This window comes from Thiohalomonas denitrificans (genome assembly GCF_016841685.1).
GTDB lineage: Bacteria > Pseudomonadota > Gammaproteobacteria > Thiohalomonadales > Thiohalomonadaceae > Thiohalomonas > Thiohalomonas denitrificans_A.
Window position 1 is genome coordinate 1 of record NZ_JAENYR010000093.1, and the last position, 12,848, is coordinate 12,848.

Below are 12,848 nucleotides of genomic sequence, written 5' to 3' on the forward strand. Positions count from 1 at the left end.
GCAGGGAAGCACTCGGTAGAGCGAAGCAGGATGCCCGAGCCGAGTAGGTCAGCCTGTCCTCGGACAGGCTCCTAGTGCTCCTCTCGCCCATCGGACCTGTTTTTTGCCGGGACGGCCCGGTTCAGCCCAGGGTATGGACAAAATTCCCTTTTCCAAGAGACGGCCGATGGGCCGCCTCTCTGTTTTTTTTGGCTACCGCAGTTCCAGCAGCAGTTCGTTCAGTCGTCCGACGAAGGCGGCGGGGTCTTCCAATTGTCCACCTTCGGCGAGCCAAGCCTGATCGAAGAGGATGTTGGTCCAGTCGCCGAAGCGCTTCTCGTCCTGTTCCTCCTTGAGCCGCGCAACCAGCGGGTGCTCGGGGTTGAGCTCCAGGGTGGGCTTGATGTCAGGGGCGTTCTGGCCGACGGATTTGAGGATACGCTCCAGGTTGGCGCTCATCTCGTCTTCGCCGGTCACCACGCAGGCCGGGGAGTCGGTCAGGCGGTGGGTGACTCGCACTTCCTTCACCTTGTCGCCCAGGGTCTCCTTGACGCGCCTGAGAAGGTCTTCGAAGTCCTTGGCGACCTTTTCCTTCTCCTTTTTCTCCTCTTCGTCTTCGAGTTCGCCCAAGTCGAGTTCACCCTTGGTGACGGACTTGAGGGGCTTGCCGTCAAACTCGCTGAGGGAGGAGCTAAGCCATTCATCGACGCGCTCGTGCAGCAGCAGCACCTCGATGCCCTTCTTGCGGAAGATCTCCAGGTGCGGGCTGTGTTTGGCGGCGGCGAAGGAGTCGGCGGTGATGTAGTAGATCGCTTCCTGGCCCTCTTTCATGCGCCCGATGTAGTCGTCCAGTGAGACGCTCTGCTCCTCGGTGTCCTTGTGGGTGGAGGCGAAGCGCAGCAGTTTGGCGATCTGTTCGCGATTGGCGAAATCCTCGCCGGGGCCCTCCTTCATAACGGCGCCGAACTGCTCCCAGAAGGTGGTGTACTTCTCCGATTCGTTCCTGGCCATGGATTCGAGCAGGCCCAGCACCTTTTTCACGGAGCCGCCGCGCATGGAGTCGATGACTTTGTTGTGCTGCAGGATCTCGCGCGAAACGTTGAGCGGCAGGTCGTTGGAGTCAATCACGCCGCGCACGAAGCGCAGATAGGAAGGCATCAGCTGTTCGGCATCATCCATGATGAACACACGCTTGACGTACAGCTTGACGCCACGGCGGCGCTCCCGATCCCATAGGTCGAACGGCGCCCGTTTGGGGATGTAGAGCAGCGAGGTGTACTCGAGCCGCCCCTCGACCTTGTTATGGATCCAGGCGAGGGGATCTTCAAAGTCGTGGGCAACGTGTTTGTAGAACTCGCTGTACTCCTCGTCCGTGATCTCGCTCTTGGGACGTGCCCATAGGGCCGAGGCCTGGTTGACCATCTCCTCTTCGGGTTCAGCCTTTTCCTCCTCTTCACCGTACTGCTCCTTGGGCATCAGAATGGGCAGCGTTATATGGTCGGAGTACTTGCGAATGATATTTCGCAGGCGCCAGCCGTCCAGGAATTCATCCTCACCCTCGGTCAGGTGCAGGGTAACGCTGGAGCCCCGATCAGGTTTGTCGATCGTCTCCAGGGTGTATTCCCCCTGGCCGTCAGACTCCCAGCGCACCCCGTGCTCTTCGGTAAGCCCGGCACGGCGGGTGGTCACGGTGACCCGGTCGGCGACGATGAAAGAGGAGTAGAAGCCAACACCGAACTGGCCGATGAGCTGGGCGTCTTTGGCGTTGTCACCGGTGAGCGACTCCAGGAAGGAGCGGGTACCCGATTTGGCAATGGTACCGAGGTTCTCGATGACCTCCTCCCGGTTCATGCCGATGCCGTTGTCCGAAACCGTCACGGTGCGGGCGTCCTTGTCGTAGACGACACGGATCTTCAGGTCATTGTCGCCCTCATAGAGGGCGTCGTCCCCCAGGGCCTCGAATCGCAGCTTGTCGCAGGCGTCGGAGGAGTTGGAAATAAGCTCCCTCAGGAAGATTTCTTTATTGGAATAGAGGGAGTGGATCATCAGGTGCAGGAGCTGCCTGGTTTCGGTCTCGAAACCGAGGGTCTCCTTATGTGCTTCAACCGTCATGTTCGCTTTGTCTCCTCAAATTGGTTTTATCGGCCTGGAGCACCGTGTAGGTCGGTCTTTAACCCGTCAAGTGTCAGCCCGAGGCCGACTCCGGACCCTTCACCGGTCCCCGAAAACATCGCAAAAGATGGGGGCATGAGGGTCGGGTTTCAAGCAGTCTGCTATCTATTGGCTTGGACCTGCTTCAGGGCCTATGCTTCATAAGCCGGAAATAACATCGACTAAGAGGACATTGGATGAGCGTTAGCACGGTCAGCACACAGCCGTTCGAAGGACAGCGGCCCGGTACCTCGGGCCTGAGAAAGAAGGTGGATGTATTCCGCAAAGGGAATTACCTGCCGAATTTCGTGCAGTCCGTATTCGATACGCGCCCCGATCTGAAGGGTGGCACGCTGGTGCTGGGCGGCGATGGCCGCTTCTATAACCGACACGCGGTACAGACCATCCTCAAGATGGCAGCGGCAAACGGCATCCACCGGGTGCTGGTAGGCCAGGGGGGCCTGCTTTCCACGCCCGCCGTGTCGGCGATCATCCGCAAGCACCGGGCCGAAGGGGGGCTGGTCCTTTCGGCGAGCCACAATCCGGGCGGCCCCAGTGGCGATTTCGGCATCAAATTCAATGTTCCCAACGGCGGTCCGGCCCCGGAAAGCGTCACTGAAGCCATTTACCGGCGAACGCAGGGTATCGATCGCTTTTTCATTGATGATGCCGCCGATCTGCCCATCAACGAAACCGGCGACTACACGCTCGGCGCGATGCAGATCACGGTCATCGATCCGGTGGCCGACTATGCCGAGTTGATGGAACAGCTTTTCGACTTCGATGCCATTCGCGACCTGTTCACCTCCGGCTTTCGCATGCGTTTCGATGCCATGCACGCCATCACCGGCCCTTACGCCCGCGAGATCCTGGAGCATCGGCTGGGCGCCACTGCCGGCACCGTCATCAATGGCCAACCCCTGGAGGATTTCGGCGGCGGCCACCCCGACCCCAACCTGACCTATGCCGAGGCGCTGGTCGAGGAGATGTACTCCGACCAGGCACCCGATCTGGGTGCCGCCTCCGACGGTGATGGCGACCGTAATATGATTCTCGGCCCACGGTTTTTCGTGACGCCTTCCGACTCCCTTGCGGTGATGGCCGCCAACGCCGAGCTTGCCCCAGGCTATGCCGGCCGCATGACCGGTGTGGCCCGTTCGATGCCCACCAGCCAGGCGGTGGACCGGGTGGCCGAGAAGCTGGGGATCGCCTGCTACGAGACCCCCACCGGCTGGAAGTTCTTTGGCAATCTGCTCGACGCCGGCAGGATCACTCTCTGTGGGGAAGAGAGCTTCGGGACCGGCTCGGATCACGTGCGGGAGAAGGACGGATTGTGGGCGGTGCTCTTCTGGCTCACTATCGTAGCGGAACGGCGTAAGTCGGTTACCGACATTGTTCGGGAACACTGGCGCGCCTATGGGCGCAATTTCTATACCCGCCACGACTACGAGGCGCTGGACGCCAACCAAGCGAAATCCCTGTATACAGAACTTGCCGAAAAGGTTCCGTCCCTGCGTGGGGAGACCCTTGCGGGCCGTAAAGTGGTAGTAGCCGATGACTTCCGCTATACCGACCCCATCGACGGCAGCCAGACCAGCGGCCAGGGGCTGCGCCTGATCCTTGAGGACGGCTCCCGAATCGTATTCCGGCTCTCCGGCACCGGTACCGAGGGCGCCACCCTGCGCATTTATGTCGAGCGCTTTGAAGCCGATGCCGGTAAACATGAGCAGGAGACGCAGAAGGCCCTCGCTGATCTGATCGACGTCGCCACAGCCATTTGCCAGCTAAAGGCGCGCACTGGACGCGACATGCCCACCGTGATCACCTGACTGCGGCGGCCACTAGACCCGCTCTAAACCTTACATTTTGTTACAGTTCGTAGCTATAACCCTCCGTACTCTAGGAGCCTGTCCGAGAATAGGCTGACCTACTGCGGTCTCCGCTCTGTACGAAGGGTGAAAAATGGAAACTCCGGCTGGAAGCCTCATTTACTTCATTTATGGATTAGCCTTCATCCTCATGGGGCTTTCCATCGCAGTGCAGCCCCGGCTGGAGTCGGATTTTGCCCTCGCTCGCCCTCTGCCCTTCCTGGCCGCATTCGGAATGTTGCATGGTGTTCACGAGTGGTTGGAGGTGTGGCATGTGGATGAGGGCTCACCGCTGGCGAGGCAGGCCGCCGCCGCGCTTCTTGCGATCTCGTTTCTGCCGCTGCAGGAATTCGGTCGGCGTCTGGTTCGTCTCAGCAGTTCGGCAGCAGGACGATGGCAGAGGGTCGCCGAATACTGCACACACCCCATCTGGTATCTGCCCGTAGCCCTCTTGCTAGCGCGGCTGGCCTGGATTTTCGGACCCCATGACTTCTCCGTTGCCATTCGCTACCTACTGGCGTTTCCGGGCGCCCTTACTACTGCCATCGGGCTCTTGCTGTATTACCGGAGTGAAGCGGACCGGCTGCGCCCCATGGGCCTCAAGCCCTACTTCTATTCGGCCGCCGCTGCCTTCGCCGGCTATGCCGTGGCGGCCGGCCTGCTGGTCCCGCCGGCCGACTTCTTCCCTGCCAACCGCTACAGCAGCGAATACTTTTTCGAAGCAGCCGAGGCCGCCGCGGTGGGGCTTCGGACGCTCTTCGCCATCGTCGCCGCGATTTCACTGGTCCTGATACTTCACATGTTTCGGGCAGAGGTACGCCTGGGAGTTCAAAGGGCCCTCAAATATGCCAATCACTATCTCACGGAACTGACCCGGGTGACGCAGCGGCACGAGCAGATTCTGCGTATCGCCGGCTCGGGCCTGGTCGGCATCGATCGGAAAGGGCGGTGTGTTTTCGCCAACCCCACCACCCTCGAAGTGCTCGGTTTTCTCGAGGCCGAACTAATCGGTCATCCCTGCAAGGAGGTGATCCGCTGCTATGACGCCAACGGCCGATTGGAAAACTGTCCCTTCTGCGAGGCATTGAGCACCCGAAAACCGACCCACCGGAGCGAGATCCTGTTCCTACGCCGGGACGGCACCCCGGTTCCGGTGGAGTATGTGGCCGAACCGGTCGATGAACCGGGCCAACTCGACGGCGGCCTGGTGCTGTCCTTCATAGACATCAGCCAGCGCTGGAATGCGGAACAGCGCCTCCGGCACACCACCTGCTCACTGCGGGAGAAAACCCGCAAGCTCGAGCGTGCGAATGCCGAGTTGGAACAGTACGCCTATATCGCGGCCCATGACCTCAAGGCACCCATCCGGGCCGTCTCCATGTTGGCCACCATCATCGAAGAGGATTTTCAGCAAAGCGATCCTCAATCACTGTCAAGGCACGCCGATCTGCTTCGTGAACGCGTAACCCGGATGGATCGTCTCATCGACGATCTGCTTCGCTATGCACGCGCTGGCTGCGTGAACGACCCCCCGGAGCCGGTTGACACCCGTGCCCTGGTGAATGACGTCATCCACTTCCTCGCCCTGCCCGCCTCTTTCCATATCGAAATGGATGCGGCAATGCCATCACTGATGACCTGGCGCACACCCCTCAGCCAGATTTTTGCCAACCTCATCGGCAATGCCGTCGCCCACCACGACCGGAAAAGCGGCCATATCCGGATAGCTGCACGACGCTGCGGCGAGTTCTACGAATTCGAGGTCAGCGATGACGGACCGGGCATCTTGGAAGAGCACCGGGAAACCGTTCTTCAGGTCTTTCAGGTCCTCGATCCGAGGGAAGGGGGGCAACACAGTGGGCTCGGACTGGCCCTGGTGAAAAAGCTGGTGGAGAGCAACGATGGAGAGTTGTTCATCGAGTCGGGAATGGGCCGTGGAACGACGTTCCGGTTCACCTGGCCTGCAACCACAACAAGCCAGCCGGAACCGGAGCCACTGGCATGCGACGAATCATGAACCCCCGGGGCCATCGCAGGGCCGTCTCCTACCACCCGAACCCACCGCATGGCCCTTTTTATCCTCAAAGGCTGGAATTGCTCTAGATTTTTACGTTTTTTTGCAAGTAACACGATAAGATGCCATAAAGTACGGCACTCGATCTCACCTACTCAATCCACCGGCAGGGCAACCGCATACTTTGAAGCGAACGGTGTCAGTCCTTGATAGCAGGTCGTCGGCAGCACGCCGCCAGGGATGGCGGTGTTAGACAATGCAGGAGCACACTTGTCGAGGGATGCTGCCGTCGAGCGTACACGGATGAAAGATGATTGCTCCTGCATCATCTTCACTTCCTACATCCCTGTAGGTCGTATTTACAGCGTACCTGCTATCAAGGACTTATATCGCTCGCCGGCATCAAAAATGTGAGTGTGAGAATGCGTTTACCCTGAATCCACCGGGAATCGACCAATGGACACTCCGCCCGGGAGTTTCGTTTACTTTATCTATGGCTTGGCCTTCATTCTCATGGGGCTTTCGATTGCCGTACAGCCCCGGCTGAAGTCGGATTTCACGTTGGCCCGCCCTCTCCCCCTCCTGGCGGCGTTCGGATTACTGCATGGTGTTCACGAGTGGCTGGAGATGTGGCACCTGGAACGGGAGTTCCCTCTGGCGATGCAGGGCATCGCCACACTGCTGACGGTTTCATTTTTTTTGTTGCTGGAATTCGGCCGGCGTCTGGTTCGCCTCAGCAGCCCGGCGGCGAGTCGATGGGGGCGGGCCGCCGAATGGTGCACGCACCCCGGCTGGTATGTGCCTTTGGGGCTCTTGCTGGCACAGCTGGCCTGGAATCTCGGACCACACGGCTTCGCCGTCGCCGTCCGCTACCTGGTAGCATTGCCGGGCGCCCTCACCACCGCCATCGGGCTCTTACTGTATTACCGTAGCGAGGCCGACAGACTCTTCCCTATGGGCCTCAAGCCTTACTTTTTTTCGGCAGCGGGCGCCTTCGCCGGCTATGCCGTGGCGGCCGGCCTGCTGGTCCCACCAGCCGACTTCTTCCCCGCCAACAGTTATAACAGCCAATACTTTTTCGTAACGGCCGAGGTCTCAGTGCCGGGAATTCGGGCCCTTTTTGCGATCGTGGCCACGATTTCGCTGGGCCTGATCCTCCGCATATTTCATACAGAGATTCATCTGCGGATTGAGACCGCTTTAGCAGACGCCAACCACTATTTGGAAAGATTGACACAGGTGACTCTTCAGCATGATCAGATTCTGCGTATCGCCGGCTCGGGTCTGGTCGGCATCGATCGGGAAGGTCAATGCGTTTTCGCCAACCCCACCGCCCTGGAGGTACTCGGTTTTCCGGAATCCGAGCTGGTGGGTTATTCCTTCACTAGCGTCGTCCGCTGCTGTGGCGTGGATGGTCCGCTCAAGCGGTGCCCTCTGTGCAGCGTATTGGATACCCGGGAGCCGACCCATCGTAGCGAGATCCTGTTCGTTCGCCGTGACGGCACCCCGGTTCCGGTGGAGTATGTGGCGGAACCGGTTGACGAACCGGGAGAACTCGACGGCGGGCTGGTGCTGTCCTTCATCGACATCAGCCAGCGGTGGGAGGCGGAGAAACGCCTCATGGAAACCACCCGTTCGCTACGGGAAAAAACCCGCAAGCTCGAACGTGCGAATGCCGAATTGGAACAGTACGCCCATGTGGCGGCCCATGACCTCAAGGCCCCCATTCGCGCCGTCTCCATGTTGGCCTCGGTCATTGAACAGGATTTTCGGCAAGGCAATTCCCGATCCCTTTCAAAGCATGCCAGTCTGCTTCGTGATCGGGTGTCCCGGATGGATCGCTTCATTGACGACTTACTGCGCTACGCGCGCGCCGGCTACGAAGGCGATGCCCCGGAACTCGTTGATACCCGCGGACTCGTGAATGATGTCATCCGCTTCCTCTCCCCGCCTCCCTCGTTCAGAATCGAGGCCGATGCGGCAATGCCCTCGCTGGTCACCTGGCGCACACCCCTCAGTCAGATTTTTTCCAATCTTATCGCCAATGCCGTCTCCCACCACGATCGGGGAAGTGGCCATATCCGGGTAGCTACACGATCTTGCGGCGAGTTCTACGAGTTCGAGGTGAGCGATGATGGACCGGGCATACCCGTAGAACACCAGAAAACCGTCCTCCAGGTCTTTCAAGTCCTTGAGCCGAGGGACAGGACCAAGCACAGCGGACTGGGGCTGGCCCTGGTGAAAAAATTGGTGGAGAGCCACGAGGGAGAATTATTCATCGAGTCGGGAAATGGCCGCGGGACCACGTTTCGATTCACCTGGCCGGTGGTTGCTAAATGCCTCCCGGCCACGGGGACATCCCGCCTGCGATGAGCCCACTGAACGCCGCTGGCCACTACCCCTTTGGGGTTAGTGCTTCCCGGCAAAGGTGAACGCTCCGTTGGCATGGTAGTCTTAAATTCATTCTTTAACGCCGAAAACCGAAAACGGGGTGAAACCATGGGGAAAGGCGTAGCATTTGCGTTTGAGATCGGGGGCCGGGAAATCGACCCGGCCCAGGTGGAGGACCAGGAAGAAGCGGCTCTGCTTCAGGATATTGTCGAAAGCGTGGTCGACAAGACCGAACTGCTCCAATGTTCCGAACACGGAGAGCCGCCGCGGTTTCTGTGCTCCGGCGAAAATATCAACGAACTCTCGCTCGAAGTCTTCGGTTGCTGTGAATCGCTAATCCGTGAAGTCGAAGAACTCCTGAACGAGGCGGCGAAATAGGTCGGGGAATTCGGTAAAGGCACCCTTTTCGCCGTCATGCAGGTTTGATGCGATGGGCGGGATACGCCCAATAGCTCCGACTTTAGCCCCGGCTGGATTGTCGGGCTGAAGTCCGACCTACAGGGTAAGCCCATTGTGCATCGCTGCCAGACTTTGCCGATTTCGGTGCTCCAGCAGCCGGACAGGCAGCTAATCCCTCATCAGTTCCCTTACCGGCTCGCGGTACTTGTCGTGACAGGCGATGCATGCCTCCACGAGCCCGAAGTAGCGCCTCAGAGCCTGTTTCCGATCCCCCGCATGGGCTGCCTCACCCAACTCAACCGCCTTGTCATGGACCAGCGCGTCCGCCTGGCGGAAACCCTCCAGTTCATCTCCCATTCCCTGGAGAATCCGCCAACGCTGCCCAATAGAGGGACGCGGATGGTCGGCTACCGCTTGCGCGCCCTGAGCCACCTGCTCAAGGTCACCAAGCAAGATGCCATCGCTGACCTGGCGCATATCCCTGCCGAGCTGCGCCATGATGCTTTTCAGGTCAGCCGCCATAGCCGGGCCGGCACCGGTAGCAAGCGCACCGACAACCAGAATAGTAAAGAGCCTGCTTCTCATAGTTCCCCTCTCGTAAGTAATCAATCGCTCACAATCAGAACGCGGGACGACCGACTCGTGGCGTGGGTAGACCGACCTGCTCTCCGTATCCGGTGCATCGGCACGCGAGACCGATATCCTGTGGCAGCATCCTATTCGGGCCCTGACGCGGGTGCATCACGGCTTGAAAAAGGGATTTAGCGGTACTTTCGCCGCTGCTTCAGTTGCCAGTACGTCGCGATGGCAATCACTGTCAGAACCGCACTACGCAGCGACATCGCGACGATCGTACGCTCCTCGTAGGCACCACCACCAGCAATGTGGAGTGCTAAAAGACCGAACACCACCAGGGATGCCACCCAAACGCTGAAAGCCAACGCAAAGCCCGACGCCATGTCGCGCCACAAGGCAATCCCGATGAAGATGTAGAAAAAACCCGTGAGAAAGTTAAACCAGAGGACAAACGGCACATAATCGCCTGCTGCACGTTGTGTTTCGCCATCGAACAGCACGCCACCACCCTCCTTGAGGGTTAGTAGCCCGAACACCACAGCGGCGATGGCAATGGCCCTCACCAGATACTTGGACATGCTTATTCTCCCCCTGACAGCTTCTTCACAGAGCGGGCGGTGCCCGCCGTTCGCTGGATGACACTGGGCCGCCGCCGTTAACTGGCGGAGTGTATGCGCACCCTACCGGGAGCGGCCCTCCGATAGCAATCGATTACTCACTTACTTTCATGAAAAAACTCACCGGTTTTCCCGCAGGGCCGGTTCAAGAAAAGCCCAAAGCTCGTCAGCGTGCTCTTCAAGGGGGAATTCAAAATCATAAATCGACCAGCGCATGACCAGGCCCTGGATAAGGGCGGCTATCCAGGAGGCTACCGCACCTGGCGCCAGGTCCGACCGAAAGAGACCGCTTTCGACCCCCTCCTGCAACAGCGCCTCTATGCGTGCGATGTAGCGCTCCATCACGGTTCGCACCGTGCGTTTGAGCTGCGGCGATTCCAGATGGAGCCGATCGGAAAATAGCAAACGGGGAAGGCCCCTGGCACTGCCGACGAAGACCAGCTGGCGGCGAATCAGCTGCTGCAGTCGCTGGTCGGCGGGGGCCCTACCGGCAAAGTCGCCTTCCAGGACCTGAAAGAGCCGCTCGGCGATGAAGCCAATCGCTGCACTGAAGATCGCATCACGGCTTTTGAAGTGACGGAACACGGTGGGCTGCGCGATCTTCACCTTGTCGGCGATCGCCTGCGTAGTCACCTTTTTGACGCCCCGCTCTCCCGCCAGCTCGAGCGTTGCCTCGATGATTTCCTGGCGCCTCTGTTCGGTTGGTTTGCCCATAGCTCAATTGTGAGTAATCAATTGCCGTAGTCTGCGTGCAAAAAAAAGGAGCGTCAAGCAGAGCCGGTCCCGTCCTGGACGAAACCGGCTCGGTCGGTCGCTGGCGACGGCAAGATCGGGCGCTTATCGCTCCGCGAATTCCGCTTCGGGGCGCACGAAAACCTCGACCCGCCGATTCAGCTGCCGTCCGGCGGCCGTGTTATTGCTTGCGCGTGGCTCCGATTCACCACTTCCTTCGGTACGCAGACGATAGCGGCTGATTCCCTGATCAATCAGGTAGTCTCCCACTGCGCTTGCGCGACGCTCTGAAAGTCGCTGGTTGTAGGCCTCCGAACCAACAGAATCGGTATGGCCGACCACTGTGACATCCGTTCGATCGTACTTTGCGAGTACGTTCATCAACTTGTTGAGGCTGGGTTTGAAGCTGGATTTGATAGCCGCACTGTCGAAGTCGAAGCTGACTTCACTATCCAGGGTAAGTTTCAACAGATCGTCACGAACGCGCTGTACTTCGATTTGGTTTTGACGCTGCTCTTCGGCCAGCGCGTCCTCGAAGGCCTGCTCCTGCTTGTCCATGTAGTTGCCGACCGCAGCACCTGTCGCGCCACCAACGATTGCCCCGGCCACGGCACCGCGTTTGCTGTCCATCTGGTGACCGAGCACGGCACCACCAATGGCACCGATCACCGCGCCGGCCGCGGTACGGTTCGTCTGTGACTGGCTATCGTCGCGCGGCCCCGGCGCGGCGCACCCCGCCAGTCCAGCTACGATGACCGACACAAGCAGCACTCTTTTCATTATTCCAATCCTCTTGATAAAAAAGCGGCCGAACGGGCCGCACGAACTTTTCAGATTAACCGGTAAGCAACCAGCGAAGACTACCGAATAGGCTGCTGAAGCGCACCCCCGTCAGGGGCTGCACTTTGAAAAAAGCCACCCTACCATGCGCGAAGAACAGGGACTTATCCTAGCCTGAAAGTGCAACGGGATCGTGAGCCAGTTCACGATTTTTCCGTTTCTATAGAACGTTAGGCATCCACTGCCGTTTGTAAACACCCGACCATTGAAAATGATCCGCGGCCACACTATCTAGAGGGAAACCGAAGACGGAGCGAAAATGTCGGAGAAGCTGCCCCTCCTGATGGAACCCGAGCAGTTGCAGGACCACCTCGACGACCCGACCTTTCTTGTCGTGGACCTCAGCCAGTCATCGGTGCATGCTGAACTGCATATTCCGGGAGCCGTACACATTGACTACCGTTCAATCGTCGCGGGACACGGAAACACGGGCGGATTGCTGCCCGACGAGGAAGTGCTCAGCCAAGTCCTGTCGAACATCGGTCTGAAGCCCGAGTACCACGTGGTGGCCTACGATGACGAGGGGGAGGCAAGGCCGCACGCCTTTTGTGGACCCTGGAGATTCTTGGTTTTGACCGCTATTCCCTGTTGAACGGCGGTTTGCATGCCTGGGCGGGTGAAGGGTTTCCCCTGGCGCGGACTCCCACCTCCACCAAACCGAGTGGATACCGTGGCTCGCTGAATCTGGAGTCCGACGCCATTGCAGACGCCGATTACATCCAGGCCCATCTGCATGACCCGGCATTGGCACTGCTCGATGCCCGGAGCCCCGCCGAATATGATGGCTCGAAGAAGTTCGCCGCCCGCGGCGGTCATATTCCCGGTGCGGTCAATATGGAGTGGACCGAGGCGATCGACCAGAGCCGAAACCTGCGACTGAAAGACCCTGCCGTGTTAAGGGCCTGCCTGGAAAATCTGGGAATTCGGGACGATCAGACGGTGGTGGCCTACTGCCAGACCCATCACCGTTCCGCCCACACCTGGTTCTGGCTCAAGTGGCTGGGCTATCGCGCCAAGGGCTATCATGGCTCCTGGTCCGACTGGGGTAACCGGCCCGAGTTGCCGGTAGAAAGCTAGGAGCCTGTCCGAGAATAGCGACCGTCTCCTGGGAGCCTGTCGGACTTAACACTGATCGACTCGGCTCGGGCATCCTGCTTCGCTCTAACTCCCCCATCCATGGAGTCGTGCGGAAAAGCCGGATTTGGCCAGATTTTCCGATCTTCTCGGTAACTGCTCGCCCGGTTGATCATGCGCGGCATAGGAGATTCGTCATCCCCGCGC

12 protein-coding genes are annotated in these 12,848 nt (G+C 59.4%); 6 read left to right on the forward strand and 6 right to left on the reverse strand.

What is annotated here, in order from left to right; all coding sequences use genetic code 11:
* Positions 1-192 precede the first annotated feature (192 nt).
* Entirely contained in the window at positions 193-2,091 is a 1,899-nt protein-coding gene (htpG, locus tag Q7L05_RS15240; RefSeq protein ID WP_303908606.1) for a molecular chaperone HtpG, read from the reverse strand.
* A 236-nt stretch (positions 2,092-2,327) separates the two neighbouring features.
* Between htpG and Q7L05_RS15245 the strand changes: the two genes are divergently transcribed.
* Together Q7L05_RS15245 and Q7L05_RS15250 are read left to right on the forward strand one after the other, a co-directional pair.
* Complete coding sequence (locus Q7L05_RS15245) at positions 2,328-3,959, forward strand: alpha-D-glucose phosphate-specific phosphoglucomutase (RefSeq protein WP_303908609.1); 1,632 nt, start codon at positions 2,328-2,330, stop codon at positions 3,957-3,959.
* Positions 3,960-4,092: 133 nt separating this feature from the next.
* A complete protein-coding gene (locus Q7L05_RS15250; protein ID WP_303908612.1) occupies positions 4,093-6,015 on the forward strand; it encodes a sensor histidine kinase in 1,923 nt (640 codons plus the stop codon).
* A gap of 152 nt (positions 6,016-6,167) precedes the next feature.
* Here the strand turns inward: Q7L05_RS15250 and Q7L05_RS15255 are convergent, their stop codons facing one another.
* Positions 6,168-6,347 carry a hypothetical protein gene (locus tag Q7L05_RS15255; protein WP_303908615.1) on the reverse strand — a complete coding sequence of 60 codons (180 nt, stop codon included), beginning with the start codon at positions 6,345-6,347 and terminating at the stop codon, positions 6,168-6,170.
* A 121-nt stretch (positions 6,348-6,468) separates the two neighbouring features.
* On the opposite strand from Q7L05_RS15255, the gene Q7L05_RS15260 reads away from it, so the two are divergent.
* Entirely contained in the window at positions 6,469-8,385 is a 1,917-nt protein-coding gene (locus tag Q7L05_RS15260) for a sensor histidine kinase (RefSeq protein ID WP_303908617.1), read from the forward strand.
* Positions 8,386-8,457: 72 nt separating this feature from the next.
* A complete protein-coding gene (locus tag Q7L05_RS15265) occupies positions 8,458-8,781 on the forward strand; it encodes a hypothetical protein (RefSeq protein WP_303908620.1) in 324 nt (107 codons plus the stop codon).
* 189 nt (positions 8,782-8,970) lie between these two features.
* Here the strand turns inward: Q7L05_RS15265 and Q7L05_RS15270 are convergent, their stop codons facing one another.
* From Q7L05_RS15270 to Q7L05_RS15285, 4 genes are all read right to left on the reverse strand, one after another.
* A complete protein-coding gene (locus tag Q7L05_RS15270; RefSeq protein WP_303908623.1) occupies positions 8,971-9,387 on the reverse strand; it encodes a cytochrome c in 417 nt (138 codons plus the stop codon).
* A gap of 176 nt (positions 9,388-9,563) precedes the next feature.
* Positions 9,564-9,956, reverse strand: a complete 393-nt coding sequence (locus Q7L05_RS15275; protein ID WP_303908624.1) for a hypothetical protein — start codon at positions 9,954-9,956, stop codon at positions 9,564-9,566.
* A gap of 159 nt (positions 9,957-10,115) precedes the next feature.
* A complete protein-coding gene (locus Q7L05_RS15280; RefSeq protein ID WP_303908626.1) occupies positions 10,116-10,709 on the reverse strand; it encodes a TetR/AcrR family transcriptional regulator in 594 nt (197 codons plus the stop codon).
* A gap of 123 nt (positions 10,710-10,832) precedes the next feature.
* Positions 10,833-11,507 (reverse strand): OmpA family protein, encoded by a 675-nt coding sequence (locus tag Q7L05_RS15285; protein WP_303908628.1) that lies wholly within the window; start codon positions 11,505-11,507, stop codon positions 10,833-10,835.
* Positions 11,508-11,826: 319 nt separating this feature from the next.
* Between Q7L05_RS15285 and Q7L05_RS15290 the strand changes: the two genes are divergently transcribed.
* Positions 11,827-12,159 carry a rhodanese-like domain-containing protein gene (locus tag Q7L05_RS15290; RefSeq protein WP_303908632.1) on the forward strand — a complete coding sequence of 111 codons (333 nt, stop codon included), beginning with the start codon at positions 11,827-11,829 and terminating at the stop codon, positions 12,157-12,159.
* A complete protein-coding gene (locus Q7L05_RS15295) occupies positions 12,114-12,644 on the forward strand; it encodes a sulfurtransferase (RefSeq protein ID WP_303908634.1) in 531 nt (176 codons plus the stop codon). The genes Q7L05_RS15290 and Q7L05_RS15295 overlap by 46 nt, the downstream gene beginning before the upstream one ends.
* The last annotated feature ends 204 nt before the right edge of the window (positions 12,645-12,848 follow it).